Origin of the sequence: Bacillus sp. FSL K6-1284, assembly GCF_038002625.1 — a bacterium.
GTDB lineage: Bacteria > Bacillota > Bacilli > Bacillales > Bacillaceae > Bacillus > Bacillus paralicheniformis.
The window spans coordinates 2,515,517-2,539,848 of the sequence record NZ_JBBOCW010000001.1 but is presented as its reverse complement, the minus strand read 5'-3'; the positions used below and the strand labels follow the sequence as shown (position 1 = coordinate 2,539,848).

Sequence of the window (24,332 nt, the reverse complement as noted above, 5' to 3'; positions counted from 1 at the left end):
AAAAAGTAAGATAATACATGAGGTGAAAGATATGGAACGACTTCAAAAAGTAATCGCCCACGCCGGTATTGCATCAAGGCGAAAGGCGGAGGAACTTATAAAAGAAGGGAAAGTCACGGTCAACGGCAAAACCGTCAGAGAGCTCGGCGTTAAAGTATCAAGCTCAGACCGGATCGAGGTAAACGGCGTCCAGCTTGAAAGCGAAGAACCCGTTTATTTTCTCCTGTATAAACCGAGAGGGGTTATATCAGCGGTTAAAGACGATAAAGGCCGGAAAGTTGTGACCGACTTTTTCACAGAGGTGGAGGAGCGGATTTATCCGATCGGAAGGCTTGATTATGATACAAGCGGCCTCTTATTGTTAACGAATGACGGGGACTTCGCCAATAAATTGATGCACCCGAAATACGAAATTAATAAAACGTATGTGGCAAAGCTGAAAGGCATTCCTTTAAAGGAGAATTTAAAAAAACTTGAGCGGGGCGTACGCCTTGAGGAAGGAAAGACAGCTCCGGCAAAAGTGAAGCTTTTGTCACTCGATAAGAAAAAGCAGACCAGCATCGTCCAAATCACAATCCATGAAGGGCGAAACCGTCAGGTCAGGAGAATGTTTGAAGCCATCGGACACGAAGTGCTCAAGCTGAAAAGGGAAGAGTACGCTTTTTTGAACCTGGCGGGCTTGAAAACCGGGGAAAAAAGAGAGCTCACGCCTCATGAAGTGAAAAGGCTCAGGGCATTGGCTGAACACGGTAAAGCGGCTTTCTAAATTTTCACACAACCTTCAAAAAAGGCAAATGGCAGGCAGTCATGAGATGATATAATGATACTGAATGTCTAAATGAGGGGGCGGATTATGAAAAAAAAGCGTTTTTACATTCGGACAGGCATCCTCCTTGTGCTGCTTGCAGCGCTTGGCTACACGCTGTACAGCGCCGTGTTTCAAAAGACGGAGAGTGTGGCGGTGGGGGAAAAAGCTCCCAATTTTTCGCTGGAGGATGTTGACGGCAACCGTCTCAAACTGGACGATCTAAAAGGCAAAGGGGTATTTTTAAACTTTTGGGGAACATGGTGCGAACCATGCAAAAGAGAATTTCCTTACATGGCGAATCAATATAAAGTGTTTAAGGATCAAGGGGTTGAAATCGTCGCCGTCAATGTCGGCGAATCAAACCTTGCCGTCCGAAACTTTATGAAAGACTACGGCGTCAATTTTCCGGTTGTGCTTGATAAAGACAGGCAGGTTCTGAACGCATACGATGTCACACCGCTGCCGACCACGTTTTTGATCAATCCTGACGGAGAGATTGTCAAAGTCGTGTCTGGCACGATGACAGAACGAATGATCCATGATTATATGAATATGATCAAACCAGAGGGATCGTCATGATGAAAGAAATCAAATGCGAATGCGGCCATGTGAATCCGACGGGCACCGTTTTGTGTGAATCGTGCGGAAAGCCGCTCGTCAAACAGGATGCCAAACTCCTTGACATGCGGTATGACGGAAGTGCGAGACGCTCTCAAACATATAACAAAACAATCGTAGATAAAATATGGAATTTCTTTTCGTCTGTAAAGGTCGGCGTCTGGCTGATCGTCATTACGCTGACAGCATCTGCTTTTGGAACGATTTTCCCGCAGGAAATGTTCCTGCCGCCGGGTGCGCAGGCTGATACATACTACAGCGAACAATACGGGCTTCTCGGACAAATCTATTATACTCTCGGTTTCCACAATCTTTACGGTTCATGGTGGTTTATTGTTCTGGTTGCTTCAATCGGCATATCGCTTGTGATCTGCAGCCTTGACAGGGTCGTTCCTTTGTACAGGGCGCTGAAAAATCAGGGCGTCACGAGAAATCCGAACTTTATGGAGAGGCAGCGCCTTTTCAGCCGGACGGAAGCGGACATGTCTGAAGACACCAGATCACAAATCGTCGGTAAACTGAAGAAAAAACGATACCGAGTCAAAGAAGAAAACGGAAACCTGTTTGCGGAAAAAGGCCGTTTTTCAAGATGGGGCCCATATGTGAACCATATCGGGCTGATCATATTCCTCATCGGTGTCATGCTCAGATTTGTTCCGGGCATGTATGTCGACGAAACCCTTTGGATCAGGGAAGGGGAGACCGTGCCCATCCCGGGAACTGACGGCCATTACTACTTGAAAAACAACCGGTTTACAAAAGAAATGTACGACAGTGAAAAAGAAAAAGAAGTATTTTCAGAGGCGATTACTAAAGCAGGTGACGGTACTGTCGCAAAAACATATCAAACCGATGTTGAACTATATGAAAGAAAAAATGACAGTCTCCCGGGTGAAGCGCCTGAATTGAAGAAAGTGAAAAGCGGCAAGATCAGGGTCAATGACCCGCTGAAATTCGGTTCATATGCACTCTATCAGCTGACTTACAAGGAAGGCGAGCTCGACAAAATGGTCTTTCAGCTGATTGAAAAAGACAGCGGGAAATCTTTCGGCAAAGTGGCAATCAACCTCTTGGAGCCGAAGCCGGAATATGATCTTGGCAACGGTTACAAAGTTCATATTGCAAGCTACCTGCCGGACTTTTATTTTAACAAAGACGGGGAGCCGAGCACGAAAACGAGGAATCCGAACAATCCGGCTTTTGTATTCCAGATCACCGCCCCGGATAAGCCTAAAGGAGAAAAGAGTTTCGTTGCGATTCAGGAAACAATCGAAGGTTCTGACGACAATAAATACAAAATGAAGTTTGACCACGTCGAAACGAAAAATCTCTCAGGCCTCACCATTAGAAAAGATTTGACTTTGTGGGTGCTCATGGTCGGCGGCGCCATCTTTATGATCGGCGTCATCCAGGGGATGTACTGGCACCACAGAAGGATCTGGCTCAGAACGCTGGACGGGCATGTGCTCGTCGCCGGACATACGAATAAAAACTGGTACGGGCTGAAACAGGACTTGAAGGCCGTACTTGAGGATACGGGGATATCCGAACCGGCCGATCAAAAAGAACTGTCAAAGGAAAAAAATAAACGGCCAGCATAGGGAGGGGTTTTCATGGCAGAGTTAAGCGGCAATTTATTGTACGCGGCATTTCTCTTGTATCTCTCAGCGGTCTTCTTTTTTGGCGGCTCCATCAGGAGCAAGGCTTCAGACCGGAAGAAGAAGAACCGCTGGGCGTCGATCGCAGTGTTGATCACGATCATCGGATTTGTATGCCAGTTTGGATATTTTATTGCGAGATGGATCGTTTCCGGACACGCACCGGTCAGCAATCTTTTCGAATTTACAACTGCTTTCAGCATGATGCTCGTTCTGGCGTTCATCATCATCTACTTTATTTACAAGCTGTCTGCTTTGGGGCTGTTTACACTGCCCGTTGTCCTGCTGTTAATCGCATATGCCAGCATGTTTCCGACCGATATCACACCGCTGATTCCGTCGCTTCAAAGCAACTGGCTTTATATTCATGTTACGACTGCAGCTCTCGGACAGGCGATTCTCGCCATCAGCTTTGTCGCCGGCGTGATCTTTCTACTCAAGCATGTGGATCAGTCACAGCCTGGCAAAAAAACGTTCTGGCTCGAATTTGTCATGTTTATGCTTGTGACAACGCTCGCGTTTATCCTTGTCACGACCTCATTCCGCATTGGGGGCTATGAAGCGCAGTTCAAGTGGATTGATAAAGACAACCAGGAAGACGTCATGATTTACGAGCTTCCCGCTCTGATCGGGCCGAACAAAGGCGAACTTTTAACAGAGGAGAGAATGGAGCCGCTTGTCAATGTGCCGCCTATTTTTTCAGGACGGAAGCTGAATACGGTTCTCTGGTCGTTTGGAACCGGCGCATTGCTTTACGGTGTCATCAGGCTGATCATCAGAAAACGCATCAGTCAGCTTCTTCAGCCGCTCGTGAAAAATGTGAACCTTGACCTTGTCGATGAAATCGGCTATCGATCCGTTTCGATCGGCTTTCCGGTTTTTACGCTTGGCGCGCTTATTTTCGCGATGATATGGGCACAGCTGGCATGGAGCAGATTCTGGGGCTGGGATCCGAAAGAAGTCTGGGCGCTGATTACATTTTTGTTTTATGCAGCTTATCTGCATCTCAGGCTTTCAAGAGGCTGGCACGGCGAAAAATCGGCGTGGCTTGCCGTTATCGGTTTTGCCATTATTATGTTTAATCTTATTTTTGTAAACCTTGTCATCGCTGGACTTCACTCTTATGCATGATCCGTGCGGTGCAGGAAGGTCCGGGCTTTTCGCCGGGCCTTCCGCAGCTTATCGTTTTAAATTGGGAAAGGCCATTCTTAGCTTGGCTTACGATCGCTTTTCTAATAAAATGAATGTAAGAAGATTCAAATCAGGAGGTTTACGATGGAACAGACGAAAGAGACAAAAATATTAGTAGTAGACGATGAGGCAAGAATCAGACGACTTTTAAAAATGTACCTGGAAAGGGAAAATTATAAGATCGAGGAAGCCGAGAATGGCGACGAAGCCATCGATAAAGCCCTGGGCAACGAATACGATTTAATCCTGCTCGATTTGATGATGCCAGGAACCGACGGCATTGAAGTATGCCGCCAAGTACGCGACAAAAAAGCCACTCCGATCATCATGCTGACGGCGAAAGGCGAAGAAGCGAACCGGGTGCAGGGCTTTGAAGTCGGAACCGATGACTATATTGTAAAACCTTTCAGTCCGAGGGAAGTGGTGCTGAGAGTCAAAGCGCTCTTGAGAAGATCATCGCAAACCTCTTATCTGAATACAGATACAACGGCAAAAAATGTTCTTGTTTTTTCTCACTTATCCATTGATCACGATGCTCACAGAGTTATGGCGGACGGAACCGAAGTCAGCCTGACGCCGAAAGAATATGAACTGCTTTACTTCCTGGCCAAAACTCCTGATAAAGTATACGATCGTGAAAAGCTGCTGAAGGAAGTATGGCAATACGAGTTTTTCGGCGATTTGAGAACGGTCGACACCCATGTTAAACGTCTACGTGAAAAATTGAACAAAGTCTCGCCGAAAGCTGCGAAAAAAATCGTAACAGTATGGGGTGTCGGGTATAAATTTGAGGTCGGAAACGAATGAAGTTTTGGAAGAGCGTAGTCGGTAAACTGTGGTTTACCATACTGCTTTTGGTTTCATTTGTCTTATTTATCCTTACGTTCTTTCTGCTTGAGTTTATTGAAAACTACCATGTCGATGAAGCGGAAGCTGATTTGACAAAGCTCGCCAGCAAGGTGGCCGTCATCATGGAAAACCATAAAGACCAGGAGACGGCCAGATCGATCACATGGGAGCTTGCCGATGAACTGACGAGCATCACCGTTATCAAAAATGAGAATGAATATTGGTATTCACCGCGGGAAAATCAAAAAGTGGCTTCCATTACATTAAAAGATATTAAAAATGATTCCGATCTGAACGAAGCGCTTCAGAAGCATCAAAAAGTGCAGAAGCGGACGGTCATCTCCGATCAAAAGAACGATCAGCTGATTGTCGGTGTACCGTACGGGAAAGGCGAAGATGAAGGCATGGTGTTTCTTTCTCAATCGCTTCTTGCCGTGAAAGATACGACACAGCATACGACAAGGTATATTCTCTTTGCCGCTGCGATTGCGATTGTGTTAACGACGATTTTCGCTTTCTTCCTGTCAAGCCGGATTACCTACCCGCTCAGAAAAATGCGGCAGGGTGCACAGGATCTTGCAAAAGGGAAGTTTGATACGAAGATTCCGATCCTGACCCAGGATGAAATCGGCGAGCTGGCGATTGCCTTTAACCAAATGGGGCGCCAGCTGAAGTTCCATATTACAGCGCTCAATCAGGAAAAGGAGCATTTGTCGAATATCTTAAGCAGTATGGCAGACGGCGTGATCACCATCAATATCGACGGGACGATCCTTGTGACTAACCCTCCGGCTGAACGCTTTTTACAGGCCTGGTATTATGAGCAGAACATGAATGTAAAAGAAGGCCATGAACTGCCTCCTGAAGCGCGTGAGCTTTTTCAAAACACCGTCGGCACGGAGAAGGAGCAGATGATTGAAATGACCCTGCAAGGCAGAACGTGGGTGCTGCTCATGAGTCCGCTGTACAATCAGTCACATGTGCGCGGAGCGGTCGCCGTTTTGAGGGATATGACGGAGGAAAGACGGCTTGATAAGCTGAGAAAAGATTTTATCGCCAATGTCAGCCATGAGCTGAGAACACCGATTTCGATGCTTCAAGGGTACAGTGAAGCAATCGTTGACGACATTGCAAGCTCTGAGGAAGAAAAAAAGGAAATCGCGCAGGTCATCTATGACGAGTCTTTACGAATGGGAAGGCTTGTGAATGATTTGCTGGACCTTGCCAGAATGGAGGCGGGCCATATTTCCTTAAACGTAGAACAGGTGGAGCTCCGCGAATTTTTCGAGAGGGTGTTCAGAAAGTTTTACGGAGTGGCCGGTGACAAAGAAATTACGCTTTCTCACAATCTTGATCTGCACGAAGCCAAATTTGTGTTTGATCCGGACAAAATGGAGCAGGTATTAACGAACCTGATTGACAACGCGATCCGCCATACAAATGCCGGCGGCACCGTACATGTCGATGTGCAGTCAGCGCAAAGCGGGCTGAAAATCGCCGTGAAAGACTCGGGCAGCGGCATCCCAGAAGAGGACCTGCCGTTTATTTTTGAACGCTTTTACAAGGCGGATAAAGCAAGGACGAGAGGAAAAGGCGGGACGGGCCTCGGACTTGCGATCGTTAAAAACATCGTCGATGCACACAACGGATCGATCACCGTCCACAGCATGCTGAACGAAGGTACTTCCTTCACGTTTTACATTCCAAGAAATAAGCAGGATGTTGGCCAAATTTGACGAAGAATCTTGTTCCATAAGAAACAAAGAGCACCTGTTCATGAAGAACAGGTGCTCCGTTATTTGAGGGCAACTTGTATCCAAGTTGTAAAATTTCTGCTTATCCTGAAACGTTTTTGCCTTTGTTGCCGTTAAAAGAGTGGGGATTCCAAAAGACAGATGAACATCAGAGGAAATGGATGAAGGATTTGGACAAATGGACTAGTGAAAATCACATATGGACATAATTGCTCCCGTTCTGATCATCTATAAAAGGCCGTTTATTTTTTCTGCCCTTAAAAGTCCGCCAGCGCTCCAATTGCGGACCGTCAAAGGAAGAGTTTGGTTTGGATTTATGTATAATCTGTTTAGAGGATGCGAGAAGCAAAAGAGGTTTCTAGACAAAATAAACTTGAAACAGGGAATGAGTGATGACTTTATGGATAAAACCAAAATACTGATTATAGAAGATGATGAAGCAATTGCTGATTTGCTTGCTTACGGGCTGACGTCCGAAGGTTTTGAAACGTGCACGGTCAATAACGGCTCTTCAGGCATGAGGAAATTAGATCAATTCAAACCTGATCTTCTGCTGCTCGATTGGATGCTGCCTGACTGCAGCGGATTGGATATTTGCAAAACAGTGACTGAAAGCTATAATATTCCGATACTGATGATCACCGCAAAATCAGATGTAACGGATAAAATACTCGGGTTGGAATTCGGGGCCGATGACTATATTACAAAGCCGTTTGATCTGCGCGAAGTTGTCGCGAGAATCCGCACGATCCTTCGGCGTCTGGAACAAGCCTATCATGTGAACGAACGGGAAACGGAAAAAGAGGATGAGATCCGGTTTAAAAATATTGTGATCATCCCGGGTGAAAGACTGGTGAAAAAAGACGGGGCAGCCGTCGAATTGACTCCTAAAGAATATGATCTGCTGATGACTTTGGTTGATCATCGGGGAAAAGTTTTTACGCGTTCAGAGCTTTTAGAATTCATTTGGGGATACGATTTTTTCGGTGACACCCGTACAGTTGATACCCATATTCAAAGACTCCGCAAAAAGCTCGATGCAAGCGACTTGATTAAAACGGTGTTCGGTATCGGATATAAATTCGAGAAGCAGGAGGAGTAGAGAGTGTTACGGACCATCAAGGGCAAGTTTATTGTTGGCTTTTTTCTGATTTTTTCTCTCTCTTTCCTTGTGCTCAATCATACGGTTAAGAACGTGATTTGGTCGAGTAATGAAAAAATTGTAACATCGGATTTAGTCGAACTGAAAAAAAACAGTACCGTCTATGTAAACCAGGCATTTTTAATCAATCATTATAAAAACAATGAACTTTATTTCGGTGATATGGCCGATGAAATGGTAGATAATTTGAATCACTCCACAGGAAGCAATGTCGGTGTTTATACCGTGAATGGCGCATTGTTGTCTGCTTCTGATCAGAAGGCGTTTTCCCGTGGAAGTAATGAAGATCTTAAACAGGCGATCAAAGGAAAGACTGCCTATCATATCACCTATAACCGCAATAAAGCAGAAGTGTTTTTTTCATACCCGGTTGTCGTTGAAGGCACAAAAGTAGGCATATTACGCTTTTCGAAAAATTTCGACCTGCAGTATAAGCAAAGCGGAGAGATCCTGGATATTGTTTTTTACATCGCACTTGCCATATTTTTGGCGGCGTTTCTTTTCTCCTATATCCTGTCCAGACATATCACGATTCCGCTCGTCAAGCTGACAGATGCCACCTCGCAAGTCAAGAAGGGTAAACTGGATATGGATATCCACTTTAATAGAAAAGATGAAATTGGCCAGCTTGCCATCAACTTTAACGATATGATCAGCAGAATTCGAGAACAAATTTTAACTATCGAAAGGGATCGTGACCGTTTAAAGGAATTGAACGAACAAGAAAAACGATTTTTTGACAATATGACGCATGAGCTGAAAACACCTCTGACTTCCATCCAAGGATATGCAGAGATCATAAAAGATAAAGGGGAATCGGATCGGGTGTTTTTTGATAAAGGAATGAACCACATTGTTGAAGAAAGCAGGCGCCTGCATCATTTGGTGATCAAGCTTCTTGAAGTATCCCGGGAACCTGCCAAGGGCGCTCAATTTGACAGGGTCGAGGCAGGGGAAATTTTAAAAGATGTTTGCGAATCGATGAAGTTTCGGGCAGAACGGTATAAGAAAAGGATTACCTGTGACATTGAAGATGGCCTGTACGTTCACAGTCAGGTGAGCAGGCTGCGCCAGCTTTTCATCAATCTGCTGGACAACGCCATCAAATACAGCTTATCTCATTCGGAAATCATCATTAAGGCCGAAATCGTTGGAGAAAACATTCTTTTTACATTCAAGAATCCAAGTGCTCCATTGAAAAATGACCAACACTCCAAAATGTTCCAGCCCTTTTATTCAGTCAATCAGAAGATTAAGGAAGAAGGAAGTGTAGGCTTGGGATTAAGCATTGTGAAAACAATTGTTGACGAACACGGAGGAACAATCGAGATGTACTACAAGGAAAACCAAACAGTGATTCATGTTGAATTAGCTTACGCAAAGGTTGAGAAATGATGAAAAACAAACCGTTTATCATTTGGGCAGGAGTGCTGTTGTTTCTGGCCATTATCGTGTCCAGTTATAATGTCGGAAAAAGATCTGAAACGATTATTATCCCGAGCGGGGAAGAAAATCATAGCGATGACCAGAAGACCCGCCCTTTTCAAGTCAATACGATTTATCGCCTTCCAAAAGCAGGGCAGCTGCTTGGGTGGTCTTCACCGGATTCCGTTGTCGGTTTTTTCAAGGGAGATGGGACATCCGAACGTACAGCGCGCAGTCTTCAGCGCCTTTCCTCCCCCTATGAAAAAGCTGAAATCGTAAAAGGCATTGAAAGCAACATGTCCAACCTGAAAATGTCTCCAGACGGAAAGCGTATCGCCGGAGTCACTTTGTCATTAAGTAAGACATCAATGCAGCTGTTTTCGCCGGCGAACGGAAAAAACACAGAAATCGCCAGCATCTCCGCCAGCAATGAGGTCTATGTCCAAGATGTTTCATGGTCAAATAATAGCAGATACGTTTGTTATCTCGTTTTAGATGTTGGGCAGGGGAATCAGACAAGCCTTCGTGTTTATGATACGGATTCCGGAACGCTCAAAACGTATACATTGAATGATTTTGCGGAGAAAGATTCGCTTACGGGAGTTAACATCTCTGATAATGGACGAGATTTGCTGCTTACCGTGTTGCAGCGTTCCGACGAGTACGGGATTAGAATGGGAACGATTGACGGCAACCGCATCAAAATCCAGGACAAGCGTCTGGACAGCCGCGGCGGGCCTGTTTGGTTAAACAATGATCAATTTGTATTCCTGGACACAGGGGAAACCCTGTACGAATATGATCGCAGAAACGGCGAGCTTTCTGCTCTGCTCGAAAAAGTAACTGTTTTTAAATTCTCAAACGACTTAAAGAAAATCGCTTACTCTTTGAAGGATGAAGACAATATCTATGCAGGCAAGCTTCAAGGGAAAAATATCCTGTATGAAGAACCGATATACCACGGCACCATCCCTTCGGAAATATATTGGAGCCCGGACGGCAACAGCCTGCTCGTTAGCGCACAATACCAGTACCCTTCTATGGAGAGTGCATCGGCGCGATTTTTAGAAGAACAAGCTTATATCATCACATTTAAATAACCGATCGTTTTATACTTTAATATCAGGAAAAAAAACCTTATTTCAGTTAAATACCGAAATAAGGTTTTTTTATCCATTCCTTTCTCACTATCCCCTTCAAGGTAATAAGTCTTATTATTTACTGATTAACATCCCTCAAAAAATGATGTTTTTCCTCTTTTTGTGACATTTTGTTTACAAGTTGGCCGAACTTCTGCGATATCTTCCCTTTATATTTAAAGAGCATCCTTCTTATAGAACGTTGTCTTCAAATAGCAGCTTAAAAATTGTCATTTGTATGTGACGAGATTAAAAGAAACCTAGTGATTGATAATTACAGCTTAAGGAGTTGGAAAAAGTGTTAAATTCACCAAAAGAAGATCGTAAATTGAGCGCACTAGGAAAATTAGTGCTGGGTATGTTGATTGTACTGGGGGTGACTTTGTTATGCATTTCGTGGAATACACTCGCTGGTCCAAAGCAGGAACCGCTAAAAGAAAATTCCTCCGCTTCAGCACCTGTGACGGGAGGCAAACATAAAGCAGAGAAAAAAGAAAATAAGCAAACAGCGCCGGAAATCGGAAAGGTCGTCTATTTGTCATTTGACGACGGGCCGAATCCTGCGGCTTCAGATAAGATCTTAAGTTTGCTCGATAAGTATCATGCAAAAGCTACTTTTTTCATGTTAAAACCGAATATCGAACAAAATCCCGATATTGTGAGAAAAATGGTTGAAAGCGGCCACTCTGTCGGCTCTCACGGAGTGACGCACCAAGTATCAAAAATCTATAAATCTCCTGAAAGCTTTGCAGCAGAAATGAACGATACGTTGAAAACGATCAAAGAAACGACCAACGTTGACACACATTTGATCAGATCGCCTTACGGATCAAAGCCTTATATTACCGGTCCATTTCAAGAAGTCATTAAGCGCGACCACTTTAATCTTTGGGACTGGACTGTTGATTCAGAGGACTGGAAATCTGCAAATACAAACGGTCAATTCGTCAATAATGTGATTCAGCAAGTCAATAACCTTTCCGGTGTTGAGCCGCTTGTCGTATTAATGCATGAAAAACCGACAACTGCGGCCCATTTGGAGAAACTATTGAAATACTTTCAGGAAAACGGATATGAAATGAAGCCTATTCATGATTCGATAAAACCGGTTCATTTCAGATGGAATTAAAAAATATGACCTGGATCAACAAGGAAGGGATACTATGGTGAAAATGAGAAAAAGAAAACTAAAGATGAAAAATGTGATATTGTTCGCCCTCGCGCTAGTGATAACGATTGGCAGTGTGGTTTCATACGGGATTTACCGTACCGTCGCAAAATCAATAAATGGAATGTACGAGCCTCTTCACAGGGATACCGAGCAGAAGGATACTGCTCCGCACGATCCTATATCCATTCTCTTATTAGGGATAGATGAGCGCCCTGGTGATAAAGGACGACCGGATTCTATGATTGTGATGACGATTAACCCGGAGACAAAGAAAACGACAATGACAAGTATTCCGCGTGATACAAGGGTGTTTATCAAATCGAAGAATAAATTTTCGAAAATGAATTCGGCCTACACCTATGGCGGAATTGAAGGGACCGTTGAAACTGTAGAACAATTTTTGAACATTCCCATCAATTATTATATTAAAATCAATATGGATGGGTTTAAAGATATTGTCGATGCAATTGGCGGCATTACGGTGGATAATCGGATTGATTTCACCCTTGAAGGCGTGCATCTGTCAAAAGGAAAGCAGCATCTTAATGGCAAAACTGCTTTGACATATGCTAGGATGAGAAAAGACGATCCTCGCGGTGATTTTGGACGTCAAGAGCGTCAGCGTGAGATCATCAATGAAATCATTCATGAAGGTGCCCGATTAAAATCATTAACAAACTATCAAGAAATTTTGACAGCATTAGAAAAAAACATCAAAACAAACTTAACACTGGACAAGATGATCGATATTCAACATTCTTATAAAGAAGCTGCCAAGGATATTAAACAGATAGAAATTGAGGGTGAAGATAAAAAAGTTGACGGCTTATGGTATCACCTGGTGACTGACGAAAAGAGAAAGGAGATTTCCAAAAAGCTTCGCCAACAATTGGACTTAAAGTCATAAACTGATGAAAATCAGTCCATTTCAAAGGATCCGCCTTAAGGAACGTTCCGATTATGAGTATACGGACGCAGCTTAGTGAGAAAGCGGAAGTTCCTGTAAGCTTGGCACCTGTTCATTTAGAACGGGTGCTTTTATGCTTGTTAAGTTAAAATTAAGCTTAACTTTAGTTAAACCCCCTTTCCATTTTCATATGTTCGTAATATAGTTGTAATAGTTGTAATGTAACCTTTTAAGATTGACAAACGACAATAAATTGAACGGAGGGGTTTCAGGTGGAAGAAACCTTTCAGAAAATATATGATCAGTATCATCAGGATTTATTTCAGTTTTTATTTTATATGGTAAAAGACAAAAACCAGGCAGAAGACTTAGTTCAGGAAGTATACATCCGCGTCCTGCATTCTTATGAAACATTTGAAGGCAGAAGCAGCGAAAAAACCTGGCTTCTTTCGATTGCGCGGCACGTTGCGATCGACTGGTTCAGAAAGCAGCAGACGATCCGCCAGCGGATTTTGGGGACGTTTGACTGGGAGAAGCAAGATGTAAAAGACCGCAAGCCTCTGCCTGAGGACATCGTGATGCAGAATGAAAACCTGAAGGAAATTTTCGAGGCCCTTGACAGGTGTACGCTTGATCAAAGATCCGTTATCGTATTGCGGTTTATCCAAGGGTATTCGATCAGTGAAACGGCAAAAGCCTTAAATTTTTCCGAAAGCAAGGTGAAAACCACTCAGCACCGCGGTCTGAAAGTGCTTCGTAAACAGATGGAGCTTTTGAAGGAGGATCCAAAGAATGAAGAAGTCAGAATGGAACGAAGAACGGCTGAAGGCGTTACTAAGCCAACTTCCAACGGTTAAGGATAATCGTTCGGCAAATCAGATCTATCAAAAGCTGATTTTCGCACCAAAGCGTAAATCACCGAAAAAACGGGTCGGCGCATTTGCTGCTACAGTTTTGGTTCTCTTTCTTCTGATGCTGATCACTCCTCAATTAATCGAACAGATCAGATCTCAAAACAGCGCCGACGCCAACATTTCATCTGACGGAAAATTGGTGCAGACGGAGGCTGATGCTGCCAAGTCTGAACCTGCAAATACGTTTGTCGTCTCCCAGAATCAAAAAGACGACTATATCACCTTCGCTTTCCTTGACAAGTCCAAGTCTGTCGTTGTCCCGATAAGTCTTGAGAAAAGCATAAGCATGACGAATCTTGAAGATGCACTTCACGCATACAGCCGGCTTAAAGTGGACCAATTTACATCATTTGATACATCTTATCTTGATCAGGTGAAGTTCAAAGAACAGAAAAACGGTAAAAAACTGACGATTCAAGTAAATGAAAAAATACCGGAGCTTTCAGTGGAAGATTTCGAACGGCTGAAAAATGTGATCAACGAAACCTTTAAATGGGGTTCATATGATTCTGTTTTGTTTATTTCCGATGATGAATCTGGCGTTGAATTTGAATCATTCGGAATGCTCGCTGATATGGCGATTATGCATCAGACGCAAAAAGGCTACTATTTATATGAAAGCTCTGACGGACGCCGGTTCCTTGCACCTTCAAGCGAATCTTACGAAACGGTGCAGGAAGCGATAAAGATGATGAAAGTTAAAGAAAGCGGCACTCATTTACAACCCATTCTATCCGATGATACAAAGATTGAAGATATTCAAAAGAATGGAAAAGAACTGATCATTCAATTTTCTTCCTCCGCGAATATTGAAAATAAACCTGAAGACGTTTTGATGGTGGAAGGCCTTCTATTGACCGCCAAAGATTTCGGGTTCACAAAAGTGAAATTTAAAAATGCATCCACAACCAAGGTCGGCGCCTATGACTTGTCGAAATCTGTACAGGTTCCTTACGCACCGAATCCGATAACGATAGAAAGCTAAAAGACTCCCCGCGCGGAGTCTTTTTTTGATGTATAAAATGTATTGATTTGGAAGTATACTAAGCTGTCTCCGAATCGGGGGAATTTTACCGCAGATGCTTGTAATAGGAGGATATGGAAACCCTTGAAGATACTCAGACATCAAAACTTCCTGTTCGCGATCGCATGGCTTTCGGGGCTTGCGTTTCTCGTCACTACGCCGGGAGCGGCAGCTTCAGAGTGGATTGAACCGATTAAAGGGGAGATCACAGATCAATTCGGGACGAGAGACGGAAAACATAAGGGGCTTGACATTGCCGCTCCTGAAGGGGAAGCTGTAGCGGCAGCCGCAGACGGAACGGTAAGCAAATCGTATCAATCGGACTCCTACGGCCACGTGATATTTATCAAACATGACAACGGATATGAAACCGTTTATGCCCACTTAAGCAAACGCCTGAAAAAGGAAAAAGAACGGGTGAAAAAAGGCGAGCAAATCGGAATCATCGGCAATACGGGAATATCGACCGGAACCCACCTGCATTTTGAAATGCATCACGGTTCATGGACTGAAGATAAAAGATATGCAATCAATCCGCTGACGGTGCTTCGTGAAGAAGCGTTCCAGCAAAATTCGGTCCACGTTCATCAAAACACCGGGACAATGAGCGGTGCCGTAACTGTTCAAAAAGGGGACACGCTCTGGAAAATCAGCAAGGATAGCGGTATATCTATCGAGGAGATCATGAGAATAAACGGGTTGAAACATTCGAAGCTTAAGGCCGGCCAAACACTCCGCCTTCATGACGATGAACCGAAGACCGGCACATATGTGGTCCAGAAAGGGGATACGCTTCATCATATCGCCGAAAAAATGGGCGTTACTGTCCGGCACCTCAAAGAATGGAACGATTTGAAAGGCGAGCAGATTTATCCCCGCCAGCTGCTTGAGATCAGGGAGAGTTCCTAAAAAAAACGGAACCCGAAAGGAATTTCTTTCAGGTTCCGGGGCTTTTTATTAAGGAAGGTCGATGACTTTAACAGACACGATATCCGGGATGTTTTTCAGCTCATTTAAAATATCGTCCTCAAGGTGGCGGTCAAATGAAAGCATCATGATCGCTTCTCCGCCTTTTTCTTTTCGGCCCACCTGCATAGTGGCGATGTTGATGTCATGGTCTCCTAAAATTCGTCCGACATGGCCGATAGCCCCCGGTTTATCCTGGTGGTGAATATACACAAGGTGTCCAGCCGGATAAAAATCGATATCAAAGCCGTTTAAGGCAACGATGCGACCGCCGAAGTGCGGAATGTACGTCGCTCTTAAAGAGAATGTCGTCACATCTCCGGTGACAGTCACAGAAATGCAGTTTTCATAGCCTGACTCATTGGAAGAAATTTTTTCGCTGAAGCTGATGCCGCGCTCTTTCGCGACAGTGCCGGCATTCACTTCGTTGACGGTAGCCGCGACCCTCGGCTTCAGGAATCCGGCCAAAAGGCTTTTCGTAATAAATGACGTTTCAAGCTTGGCGATAGAGCCTTCATATTGAATGGCTACATCTTGAACAGGCTCATTCATACACTGAGACACAAGGTTTCCGATCGTATTGGCAAACTGATGATAAGGCTGGATTTTTTCGAATGAATCCTTTGTCATGGCCGGAAGGTTGATCGCGGACATCACAGGATTTCCTTGCGCATATTGAAGGACTTCTTCGGAAACTTGTGCAGCGACATTCAGCTGAGCTTCTTTCGTTGAAGCGCCCAAGTGAGGAGTCGCGACCACAAGCGGATGATCGATCAGTTTTGAATCGACCGGAGGCTCGACTTCAAACACATCGAGGGCAGCGCCTGCGACATGTCCGCTTTCCAAAGCTTCCAAAAGCGCCGCTTCATCGATGATCCCGCCTCTTGCACAGTTCACGAGACGAACGCCTTTTTTCGTCTTTGCGATGGTTTCTTTGTTCAAAAGTCCCTTCGTTTCTTTTGTGAGCGGGGTATGAACTGTAATAATGTCAGCGCATGCCAGAACTTCTTCAAAGCTGTTCGCGTTAACGCCGAGCTTGCTTGCCCTTTCTTGCGTCAGGAACGGGTCAAATACATGAACGGTCATGCCGAACGCTTTTGCGCGGCTCGCGATTTCGCTTCCAATGCGGCCCATTCCGATGATGCCGAGCGTTTTTCCGTAAAGCTCTGAACCGACGTAAGCCGAACGATTCCACTCCCTGGATTTAACGGAGATGTTTGCCTGCGGAATATGTCTCATTAACGCTGAAAACATTGCAAAAGTATGTTCAGCAGTTGAAATTGTATTTCCGTTTGGCGCGTTTACGACGATGACACCGTGCTTTGTCGCCTCGTCAATATCGATATTGTCGACGCCGACACCTGCTCTGGCAACGATTTTTAGCGAAGTCATCTTTTTAAACAATTCTTCGGTCACCTTCGTGGCGCTCCGCACCAAGAGAGCGTCAAACGTATGAAGCTCGTCTTCCGCTTCCGCAACATTCTTTTCTACAATTTCAATAAAATCTGCTTCCATTAATGGTTTGAGGCCGTCGCTGGACATTTTATCTGAGACCAATACTCGAAACATGTAAGATTTCCTCCTAAATAAGCGTCATAAATATCTGATAATTTACCATATTCCATAAAGGGTGTCAATGAGTTTCGTGCGGAAAGACGAAAATTAAAAATGAAATAACTGTGAATGTGCGGTTTTTAGTGTGTGGAAAAAGTGAGTTTGCCGAAATATCCTGAAGGACGCCCCAAAACAGCTCAATAAGCTTTGAATCTGTACATTTTTTCACAATTCATTTATAATAATATCAGTATCAAAAATAAATAAGATCAATCTTCGGGGCAGGGTGAAATTCCCTACCGGCGGTGATGAGCAAGCGCTCTAAGCCCGCGAGCCTCTTTAGGGGCAGGATTCGGTGCGATTCCGAAGCCGACAGTATAGTCTGGATGGGAGAAGATGGAGGTTCCGTGCGTTTTGAAATGATATTTTCAAACGTTTATTTGACCTGTCTGTAAAACAGCCCCGCTTTTTCAATAAAGCGGGTTTTTTGTTTAGGGCAGGGGGAAAGAACCATTCCTCTTTTCGTGAGATGTGATCGAAAAGGAGAGAGTGACAAAATGAAACACAACAAGGTGAGACGTCTCGTCTCAATCAGCATGCTGAGCAGCATCGCATTTATTTTAATGATGCTGAGTTTTCCGATCTTGGGGGCATTCCCGTATTTGAAAATCGATTTTAGTGATATCCCGGCACTGCTCGCTGTTATTTTGTATGGTCCGGGAGCCGGAATTGCTGTTGAAGCGATCAAAAACGTGCTGAATTACTTTATTGCCGGAAGCGCCTCAGGCGTTCCGATTGATCAGGCGGCTAACTTCATTGCCGGAACATTGTTTATCCTGCCGGCGGCTGTGCTGCTTAAAAAATCAAGTTCTGCCAAAGGGTTTGTCACAGCTCTTTTCGCAGGGACGCTTGTGATGGCCGTTTCGATGAGCATTTTAAATTATCTATTATTTCTGCCTGCCTACACTTGGTTTTTAAATGCTCCAGTGCTATCGGGAGAAGCGCTCAAAACCACAGTTTTGGCCGGAATCCTGCCATTTAATTTCATCAAAGGCATCGCTGTGGCTCTCGTGTCCACGCCGATTTTCCTTTCGTTGAAGCCGCGGCTGAAGGAAAACGTCCGCATGGCCGCCAAATAAATAGACATGAAAAATGCCCGGCACAGTGCCGGGCATTTTCAGCTGCATTAAGGAGCCGGCTTCTTTTTGCTTGTTGGCGAAGCAGTGCTTATCTGATAAAAAAACATCCGGCACTTTGTGCACCGGATGTTTTTTTGCTTTATTCGTGTTTAAGCGGGTCGCCTTCGAACGGCTCATCCGCAACTTTGATCGAATCTGTAGGACAGCCTTCAAATGCGTCCATCATGTCTTCTTCCAAGACGTCAGGGACTTCGACGACACCCTGATTGTCGTCAAGGGTGACAAACGCGATTCCCTCATCGTCGTAATCATAAATATCAGGAGCCGCAGCACCACAAGCTCCGCATGCGATGCACGTATCTTTGTCTACAATTGTATATTTTGGCATGAATAAAAAACCTCCCAGATTGTTCTTCGTTGGAACAAATGGTTTAACCCTCTATCTATCCGATATGAAACCTATTCCCATTCCTTATTGTAATGGTGTTAATCTTACATTTCAACTCAAAAATATTGAGAATGCTTATCACACAAGGGTTCTACTGCTAACATACCCCTTTTATATGAGTTTAAACGTCGATTTCTCCGCAAAATCTGTTAAAATAAAAAGAAGAAAAGATCGAATGTTGCCGGAAGATTGTAGGTGATGATATGCCGGTTCATTTTTTTGACGCCATTGTGCTCGACATTCTGTCATCCATGAAGGGTGAGCGTTCTTCAAGCGCGGTCTATCATTTATTAAAAGGAAAAAGGTCGTCACAGACGATACAGGACGCCGGTTTATTTGCCGTTTCAAAATACTTTGGCTTTTGCTCGGCTCTGTCCAGAGAGCAGGTGACAGTCAGCGTTCAACAATTGAAACAGGAGTCTTTGGTCAGAGAAAAAGCGGAAAGCGGCGCTTACATCGTCACCGAAAAAGGAGAAGCGGAACTTGCCGGCTTTTTTGCCCTTTACCCGTGGCCCCGCCATTTTCACGGCGGCTATTATCAGGCGGCAGCCAAAATCATGTGGGCAAGGATGTCGCTTTTGATTCAGGTGCTCTCCAACAAACTTTACCGCGAACGCGTGTATTTACCGATCGTAAAAGATTATCAGATTCAGAACTGGGTTAAACAATATTTAAGAAGCCGGAATGCCGCTGAAACAGCAGCCCAGTTTCACCATGAGCTGAAAGAGAAGCTGTCTGTTTTGAACGATGATGAACAGGCCGCTATTTTTGTCCACTCCCTGACTTCCGGGGCAAAAGCGGGCTATACATTTAGACAGCTTTCCGAAAAAATGGACCTTGATGAGTGGTACATATATGCACTGTTTTGGGATGTTCTGCATCATTTTATTCAATCCGCCCAAAATGGTGAAAGTCCGCTTTTTCAAACGCTTATTCAGGACATTCCTTTGAATGATGGCTTGACACAATCGACGAGAAAAACGCTTTTTCTTATAAAAGAAGGGCATACAATAGACCGGATCGCAGACATTCGAAAGCTGAAAGCGGCGACGATCGAGGATCACATTGTGGAAATTGCCATTCATGATCCGTCTTTTTCCATCAATCAGTACGTGTCGAAAGAGGAGCAGAAAATCATTGCCGATTATGCGAAAGCGAACCAAACCAATAAAATCAGACAAATTAAAGAGGGACTCGGCGGCCGATACAGCTATTTTAAAATCCGCCTGGCCTTGTCGAAAACGGTGATCAGGAATGGATAAACTTCATCAGGCGCTCCGCCGGTACTTTGGTTATCATACTTTTAAAAACGGCCAGGAAACGATCATCAAAAGCGTGCTGGAGGGGCGGGACACGGTGGCGATGCTTCCGACAGGAGGCGGGAAATCGCTGTGCTACCAGCTTCCCGGATTGTTGAAAGACGGAACCGTCCTGATCGTCTCACCGCTTTTGTCTTTAATGGAAGACCAGGTGCAGCAATTAAAAATGCGCGGAGAGAAGCGGGCCGCGGCCTTGAACAGCGCTTTGACACACCAGGAAAAAAATGACGTATTAAGTCGGCTTCACAGCCTCAAATATCTGTATATTTCACCAGAAGCCCTCCAATCCGGCCAAGTGCTGAAAAAGCTTCAATTGCTCAATGTCAGCCTTTTTGTCGTTGATGAAGCTCACTGCATTTCACAATGGGGGCATGATTTCAGGCCTGATTATTCGAAGCTTGGAGATATCAAGGCGCTCCTCGGTCATCCCGTCACCCTGGCGCTTACAGCGACGGCAACCGAAGCGACATTGAAGGACATTTCCAATATGCTGGGGCTTAAAGGCGCCAATTATTTGATCCATTCCGTTGATCGCCCGAACATTGCGCTTCATATTGAAAAGTTGCGGGATACCGCTGAGAAGACGGAGCGACTGACAGGGCTGGTTCAAAAGCTGCAAGGTCCCGGTCTTGTCTATTGCCCGACAAGAAAATGGGCTGAAGAACTGGCTGACAAGCTTGGTGATGAGACAAAATTGAGAACGGGATTTTATCATGGCGGGATGGAGGCAAGCGACAGGATGCTGATTCAGCAGCAGTTCATTCGCAACCAGCTTGATGTAGTCTGCTGCACGAACGCCTTCGGTATGGGAGTTGACAAGCCTGATGTCAGATATGTGATCCATTTCAGCCTCCCGCAGACGACAGAGGCGTATCTGCAGGAAATCGGACGTGCGGGCAGGGATGGAAAGCAGAGCGTCAGCATTTTGCTGAAAGCTCCGGGAGACGAGGAAATCCAGGAACAGCTCATTCAAATGGAAGCTCTCTCTCAAAGTGATATCGGCTTTTTATACGAAAAGCTTGCCGGAGTGAAAGATGAGCGAAACCGGCGGGAAGTTCTACAGCAGGCCGGTTTATCTGAAACGCAAGCCCGCCATTTTCTACATCTTTATCAGAAGGTGCATCACCTTGGCGACGACGGCCGGGCGGTCATTCAGAGGGAGATGGACAGCCGCAGGGAGCTCAAGTTGAAAAAAGCGGCTGGATTCGCCGCCGTCACCGAAAGCGAAGGGTGTTTCAGGGAAAGCTTGCTCGCTTATTTTAAAGAACAAAAAGAACCGCTGGAAACGGATGACACAGTGTGCTGTACATCCTGCGGTTTAAGTCTTGAAGCATACGAAGCCAAAGGAGACCGTCCGTCTATGAACAAATTGACAGCGTGGGAAGAAGAATTAGATGCCATATTTGCCGCCAGCTGTGATCGTGTATGCTGAAAAAGCAGTCGGAAATCATACGTCGCCTGTCAGACAGGGAAATGCTGAAACAGCTCTATTTTTCCCAGATGCTGATGCTTTTTACCGCATTATTGATGGGCATCTTTTTATTTGATGATGCAGACGATTTTTTGTCGCTTTGGAATCCATCGGACTTGAGCATCTTGAAATACGGGGCGCCGCTCGCGGCTCTCGTGATTATCGCCGACCTGATGGTGATGAAATGGGCTCCGAAGCATATGTATGACGATGAAGGGATAAATGAAAAGCTTTTTCGTGAACGCTCGTACCCGCATATCGTGATTCTTACCCTTTTCATTGCATTTGCAGAGGAAATATTGTTCAGAGGCGTTATCCAGACGCATTTCGGTCTCTGGGCAGCGAGCATTATTTTCGCGATTTTGCATTTTCGTTATTTGAAAAAATGGCTGCTGTTTGTAATGGTTGTGTCCATCAGCTTTTTGCTCGGATTGAGCTTTGAATGGACAGGGAATTTATTCGTTCCTGTGACGGCACACTTTTTGATCGATGTTGTATTTGCGTGCCAGATTCGTTTTCAACACGTAAGGAGGAGTTCGCATGACGGAGATGTCAAGGATAGAGAGGAAGAAGAAGGAGCAGGAGAAGACCCGTGCTGAAATGAGCCGGGAGGCGGCCGCGGCTGTTGAACTGAAGACACCTGATGATGACATTCCTTCCAGGCAGACGTATCACAAAAAAAAGAAGCACAGCAAAAAAAAGAATAAAGACAGAAATCCGCTATTCACGTCACTTGCAGTCATGTTTGTTTTCATTCCGATCATCGTCTTCGTGGTGTTTATGTACATGCTGAACCAAGACAAAGGCGGCGATTCCAACTCTGATCAGTATGATAATGTGTTTTATGAAAACAAATCCGGTGAGACGGGAATGACGAATGAAAATCAAAACGGTGAACAAGAAGCGGATCAAAAGGCGGCTTCGCAGCATACAGCCGCCGCCCTTCAAGAAGAAAAGCTGAAAGAGAACAAACAATCGGAAAATAAAGAGGATGAACCGTCAAAAAAAGACGAGCAAAAGGAAAAAGAGCAGCCTAAAGAGGCAAAAAAAGCTGAGGAGAAGCCTGTCGCTGCAAAGAAGCCTACCGCACCGAAGCAGCCTGCGGAACAAGAGAAGAAAACGGCAAGCGCAGCTCAAACGCCGCCCGTTCAGCAAGCGCCGCAGCCCAAAAAGGTGCTGAAGCACACGGTTGGCGAAAAAGAGACGCTTTATCGGATTTCGATGAAATATTATAAGAACCGGTCAGGAGAGGAAAAAATCCGCAATTATAATCAATTATCAGGCAACAATGTCTACACCGGCCAGATTCTGAATATCCCGATTTATTAACAATGGCATCATTTTGCCCGCGAATACATATACATTGTACTATCAAATAGGACAAGGTGTGAGGACTGTGGGAAGCGAGCTTGAAGAGCTGAACCGTTTTACGGACGAACCGACGAAACAAATGCTCCGCGCCTTAATTAAAAGGAAGAAAAAGTACGAAAACTATGCCAGACAGACATTCAGGTGGCAGGCGCTGGCGGCGATATGCGCGGTTTCGTTTTGTTTGTTTGCAGCGTCAAAAGGGCTCGGGCAAAACGGCTTCCTTTCCGGCTTGCTGAATGACTCCGTCTACCTGCTTTGGATTTTGTCGGCCGCTTTTGCATACAGCACCGCTTACTATTTTAAAAAGAAGGAAGAAAAAGCAGAAGGGGAATTTCATAAGCTGAGATGCGAGATTATTCAGAAAAGCACGGATTTATGGCCCCAGCCTGAAGAGTGGAAATCAAGGGAAACGGTTTTTAAGATCATGAAACAGCAGTATGACATTAATCTTTATTTCGAAAGCAAATAAAAAAGACGTTTTCTTATTAAAAGAAACGTCTTTTTGCATAAAGCCGTCTTATGATAAACAAAACAGATTGGAGAATGCACATGATCTATTGGCTCAGTCTGGCTTCGGCCGTTTTCATCGGTTTTGCTGCTTTAGTGTGGAAAATGTCAGGTATCGCGCGAGAAAACCGGGTATTGAAAGCCGAGTTTTCGCTCAGGCGCCTAAATAACGAATTGACCGTCTTTTTTATTTCGGATATTCATAGGCGGACAGTCAGTGAAGACATTATTCGTGAAGTGAAAGAACACGGGGTTCAGCTCGTCTTGATCGGCGGCGACTTAGCGGAGGGCGGCGTTCCTTATTCGAGAATTGAAGAAAATATCAAAAGGCTTTCAAGTTTGGGAAAAACGTATTTTGTATGGGGAAATAACGATTATGAAGTTGATCAGGAAAGGCTGCAGGAAATATTCAGGGCACACGGCGTAACGCCTTTGCGCAATGCTTCGGTTTTGTATGACCATCAAGGGCAAGCCGTCAATATTTGCGGAGTGGATGACATCAGGCTCGAATTGGATGATTACCCGGCAGCGCTCAGAGGCGTGCAGCAGGATTTTCCGACCATCCTTGTGTCACATAATCCGGAGATTCATCATCAAATACAGGAGACGGACGGTATTGATCTCATATTGAGCGGTCATACCCACGGAGGACAGATTCGCCTCGGCAGATTCGGGCTCTGTGAAATCGGAGGAACCGGAACCGTTCATCAGGCGCCGTACTTGATCAGCAACGGCTATGGCACATCGAAGTTTCCGCTGCGGCTGGGAGCGAGGCCGGAAACCCATCTGATTAAGCTGGTCCCGGGACCCTGCATGGAAGGAAACTGATGCTTTTTCACTGAAAAGGAACGAAAAGGCGGCATTGTGCTTGTCTTCCGCCCAAACACAGTGTAAACTGGTATCAAAATTAAGAACCTATGACTCATCATCTCCATAT

Annotated in this window: 23 protein-coding genes and 1 riboswitch; of the genes, 21 read left to right on the top strand and 2 right to left on the bottom strand. The window is 44.9% G+C overall.

Features of this window, described 5'->3' with window-relative positions; all coding sequences use genetic code 11:
- Positions 1–31 precede the first annotated feature (31 nt).
- From rluB to MHB72_RS13000, 14 genes are all read left to right on the top strand, one after another.
- Entirely contained in the window at positions 32–766 is a 735-nt protein-coding gene (gene rluB, locus MHB72_RS13065; protein ID WP_020452003.1) for a 23S rRNA pseudouridine(2605) synthase RluB, read from the top strand.
- A gap of 84 nt (positions 767–850) precedes the next feature.
- On the top strand, positions 851–1,387 hold the full coding sequence (resA, locus tag MHB72_RS13060; RefSeq protein WP_023857484.1) for a thiol-disulfide oxidoreductase ResA: 537 nt from the start codon (positions 851–853) through the stop codon (positions 1,385–1,387).
- The gene (gene resB / locus MHB72_RS13055) at positions 1,387–3,027 is read left to right on the top strand and encodes a cytochrome c biogenesis protein ResB (protein ID WP_023857483.1); all 1,641 of its coding nucleotides are present in this window, start codon (positions 1,387–1,389) and stop codon (positions 3,025–3,027) included. The genes resA and resB overlap by 1 nt, the downstream gene beginning before the upstream one ends.
- 12 nt (positions 3,028–3,039) lie before the next feature.
- Complete coding sequence (ccsB, locus tag MHB72_RS13050; protein ID WP_020452000.1) at positions 3,040–4,215, top strand: c-type cytochrome biogenesis protein CcsB; 1,176 nt, start codon at positions 3,040–3,042, stop codon at positions 4,213–4,215.
- Positions 4,216–4,359: 144 nt separating this feature from the next.
- The gene (locus MHB72_RS13045) at positions 4,360–5,082 is read left to right on the top strand and encodes a response regulator transcription factor (RefSeq protein WP_020451999.1); all 723 of its coding nucleotides are present in this window, start codon (positions 4,360–4,362) and stop codon (positions 5,080–5,082) included.
- A complete protein-coding gene (locus MHB72_RS13040; protein ID WP_023857482.1) occupies positions 5,079–6,860 on the top strand; it encodes an ATP-binding protein in 1,782 nt (593 codons plus the stop codon). Before MHB72_RS13045 ends, MHB72_RS13040 begins: the two co-directional genes overlap by 4 nt.
- Before the next feature lie 418 nt (positions 6,861–7,278).
- A complete protein-coding gene (locus MHB72_RS13035; protein ID WP_023857481.1) occupies positions 7,279–7,980 on the top strand; it encodes a response regulator transcription factor in 702 nt (233 codons plus the stop codon).
- 3 nt (positions 7,981–7,983) lie between these two features.
- The gene (locus tag MHB72_RS13030; protein WP_216920160.1) at positions 7,984–9,435 is read left to right on the top strand and encodes a HAMP domain-containing sensor histidine kinase; all 1,452 of its coding nucleotides are present in this window, start codon (positions 7,984–7,986) and stop codon (positions 9,433–9,435) included.
- Complete coding sequence (locus tag MHB72_RS13025; protein ID WP_216920162.1) at positions 9,432–10,565, top strand: WD40 repeat domain-containing protein; 1,134 nt, start codon at positions 9,432–9,434, stop codon at positions 10,563–10,565. Before MHB72_RS13030 ends, MHB72_RS13025 begins: the two co-directional genes overlap by 4 nt.
- Positions 10,566–10,902: 337 nt before the next feature.
- On the top strand, positions 10,903–11,733 hold the full coding sequence (locus MHB72_RS13020; protein ID WP_023857478.1) for a polysaccharide deacetylase family protein: 831 nt from the start codon (positions 10,903–10,905) through the stop codon (positions 11,731–11,733).
- Between the two features lie 34 nt (positions 11,734–11,767).
- Complete coding sequence (locus MHB72_RS13015) at positions 11,768–12,682, top strand: LCP family glycopolymer transferase (RefSeq protein ID WP_216920164.1); 915 nt, start codon at positions 11,768–11,770, stop codon at positions 12,680–12,682.
- A gap of 272 nt (positions 12,683–12,954) precedes the next feature.
- Positions 12,955–13,539 (top strand): RNA polymerase sigma factor SigX, encoded by a 585-nt coding sequence (gene sigX / locus MHB72_RS13010; protein WP_023857476.1) that lies wholly within the window; start codon positions 12,955–12,957, stop codon positions 13,537–13,539.
- A complete protein-coding gene (locus MHB72_RS13005) occupies positions 13,475–14,581 on the top strand; it encodes a GerMN domain-containing protein (RefSeq protein WP_023857475.1) in 1,107 nt (368 codons plus the stop codon). The genes sigX and MHB72_RS13005 overlap by 65 nt, the downstream gene beginning before the upstream one ends.
- 123 nt (positions 14,582–14,704) lie before the next feature.
- On the top strand, positions 14,705–15,529 hold the full coding sequence (locus MHB72_RS13000; protein ID WP_035338504.1) for a M23 family metallopeptidase: 825 nt from the start codon (positions 14,705–14,707) through the stop codon (positions 15,527–15,529).
- Positions 15,530–15,577: 48 nt separating this feature from the next.
- Here MHB72_RS13000 and serA read toward each other — a convergent pair whose 3' ends face one another.
- Positions 15,578–17,155 carry a phosphoglycerate dehydrogenase gene (serA, locus tag MHB72_RS12995; protein ID WP_023857473.1) on the bottom strand — a complete coding sequence of 526 codons (1,578 nt, stop codon included), beginning with the start codon at positions 17,153–17,155 and terminating at the stop codon, positions 15,578–15,580.
- A 253-nt stretch (positions 17,156–17,408) separates the two neighbouring features.
- Positions 17,409–17,542, top strand: a riboswitch (FMN riboswitch).
- 155 nt (positions 17,543–17,697) lie between these two features.
- Between serA and MHB72_RS12990 the strand changes: the two genes are divergently transcribed.
- Positions 17,698–18,279, top strand: coding sequence for an ECF transporter S component (locus MHB72_RS12990; protein WP_035338506.1), 582 nt, complete (start codon positions 17,698–17,700; stop codon positions 18,277–18,279).
- Positions 18,280–18,418: 139 nt separating this feature from the next.
- On the opposite strand, the gene MHB72_RS12985 is transcribed toward MHB72_RS12990, so the two are convergent.
- Positions 18,419–18,667, bottom strand: a complete 249-nt coding sequence (locus MHB72_RS12985) for a ferredoxin (RefSeq protein ID WP_003183064.1) — start codon at positions 18,665–18,667, stop codon at positions 18,419–18,421.
- A 263-nt stretch (positions 18,668–18,930) separates the two neighbouring features.
- Here MHB72_RS12985 and MHB72_RS12980 point away from each other — a divergent pair, with 263 nt between their 5' ends.
- From MHB72_RS12980 to MHB72_RS12955, 6 genes are all read left to right on the top strand, one after another.
- Positions 18,931–19,989: a helix-turn-helix domain-containing protein gene (locus MHB72_RS12980; RefSeq protein WP_216920166.1), complete on the top strand. Its 1,059-nt coding sequence runs from the start codon at positions 18,931–18,933 to the stop codon at positions 19,987–19,989.
- Positions 19,982–21,478: a RecQ family ATP-dependent DNA helicase gene (locus MHB72_RS12975; protein ID WP_216920168.1), complete on the top strand. Its 1,497-nt coding sequence runs from the start codon at positions 19,982–19,984 to the stop codon at positions 21,476–21,478. The genes MHB72_RS12980 and MHB72_RS12975 overlap by 8 nt, the downstream gene beginning before the upstream one ends.
- Positions 21,472–22,116, top strand: coding sequence for a CPBP family intramembrane glutamic endopeptidase (locus tag MHB72_RS12970; RefSeq protein WP_020451986.1), 645 nt, complete (start codon positions 21,472–21,474; stop codon positions 22,114–22,116). The genes MHB72_RS12975 and MHB72_RS12970 overlap by 7 nt, the downstream gene beginning before the upstream one ends.
- Position 22,117: 1 nt before the next feature.
- The gene (locus MHB72_RS12965; protein ID WP_026579370.1) at positions 22,118–22,846 is read left to right on the top strand and encodes a LysM peptidoglycan-binding domain-containing protein; all 729 of its coding nucleotides are present in this window, start codon (positions 22,118–22,120) and stop codon (positions 22,844–22,846) included.
- A 121-nt stretch (positions 22,847–22,967) separates the two neighbouring features.
- Positions 22,968–23,357 (top strand): YpbF family protein, encoded by a 390-nt coding sequence (locus MHB72_RS12960; RefSeq protein ID WP_229029999.1) that lies wholly within the window; start codon positions 22,968–22,970, stop codon positions 23,355–23,357.
- An 80-nt stretch (positions 23,358–23,437) separates the two neighbouring features.
- A complete protein-coding gene (locus tag MHB72_RS12955) occupies positions 23,438–24,223 on the top strand; it encodes a metallophosphoesterase (protein WP_216920170.1) in 786 nt (261 codons plus the stop codon).
- The last annotated feature ends 109 nt before the right edge of the window (positions 24,224–24,332 follow it).

Excerpts from the sequence above, each read along its gene's own strand:
- rluB (WP_020452003.1), top strand. The coding sequence starts at position 32 with ATGGAACGACTTCAAAAAGTAATCGCCCACGCCGGTATTGCATCAAGG.
- resB (WP_023857483.1), top strand. The coding sequence starts at position 1,387 with ATGAAAGAAATCAAATGCGAATGCGGCCATGTGAATCCGACGGGCACC.
- ccsB (WP_020452000.1), top strand. The coding sequence starts at position 3,040 with ATGGCAGAGTTAAGCGGCAATTTATTGTACGCGGCATTTCTCTTGTAT.
- MHB72_RS13045 (WP_020451999.1), top strand. The coding sequence starts at position 4,360 with ATGGAACAGACGAAAGAGACAAAAATATTAGTAGTAGACGATGAGGCA.
- MHB72_RS13040 (WP_023857482.1), top strand. The coding sequence starts at position 5,079 with ATGAAGTTTTGGAAGAGCGTAGTCGGTAAACTGTGGTTTACCATACTG.
- MHB72_RS13035 (WP_023857481.1), top strand. The coding sequence starts at position 7,279 with ATGGATAAAACCAAAATACTGATTATAGAAGATGATGAAGCAATTGCT.
- MHB72_RS13025 (WP_216920162.1), top strand. The coding sequence starts at position 9,432 with ATGATGAAAAACAAACCGTTTATCATTTGGGCAGGAGTGCTGTTGTTT.
- MHB72_RS13015 (WP_216920164.1), top strand. The coding sequence starts at position 11,768 with ATGGTGAAAATGAGAAAAAGAAAACTAAAGATGAAAAATGTGATATTG.
- MHB72_RS13005 (WP_023857475.1), top strand. The coding sequence starts at position 13,475 with ATGAAGAAGTCAGAATGGAACGAAGAACGGCTGAAGGCGTTACTAAGC.
- serA (WP_023857473.1), bottom strand. The coding sequence starts at position 17,155 with ATGTTTCGAGTATTGGTCTCAGATAAAATGTCCAGCGACGGCCTCAAA.
- MHB72_RS12990 (WP_035338506.1), top strand. The coding sequence starts at position 17,698 with ATGAAACACAACAAGGTGAGACGTCTCGTCTCAATCAGCATGCTGAGC.
- MHB72_RS12985 (WP_003183064.1), bottom strand. The coding sequence starts at position 18,667 with ATGCCAAAATATACAATTGTAGACAAAGATACGTGCATCGCATGCGGA.
- MHB72_RS12980 (WP_216920166.1), top strand. The coding sequence starts at position 18,931 with ATGCCGGTTCATTTTTTTGACGCCATTGTGCTCGACATTCTGTCATCC.
- MHB72_RS12975 (WP_216920168.1), top strand. The coding sequence starts at position 19,982 with ATGGATAAACTTCATCAGGCGCTCCGCCGGTACTTTGGTTATCATACT.
- MHB72_RS12970 (WP_020451986.1), top strand. The coding sequence starts at position 21,472 with ATGCTGAAAAAGCAGTCGGAAATCATACGTCGCCTGTCAGACAGGGAA.
- MHB72_RS12965 (WP_026579370.1), top strand. The coding sequence starts at position 22,118 with ATGAGCCGGGAGGCGGCCGCGGCTGTTGAACTGAAGACACCTGATGAT.
- MHB72_RS12960 (WP_229029999.1), top strand. The coding sequence starts at position 22,968 with ATGCTCCGCGCCTTAATTAAAAGGAAGAAAAAGTACGAAAACTATGCC.
- MHB72_RS12955 (WP_216920170.1), top strand. The coding sequence starts at position 23,438 with ATGATCTATTGGCTCAGTCTGGCTTCGGCCGTTTTCATCGGTTTTGCT.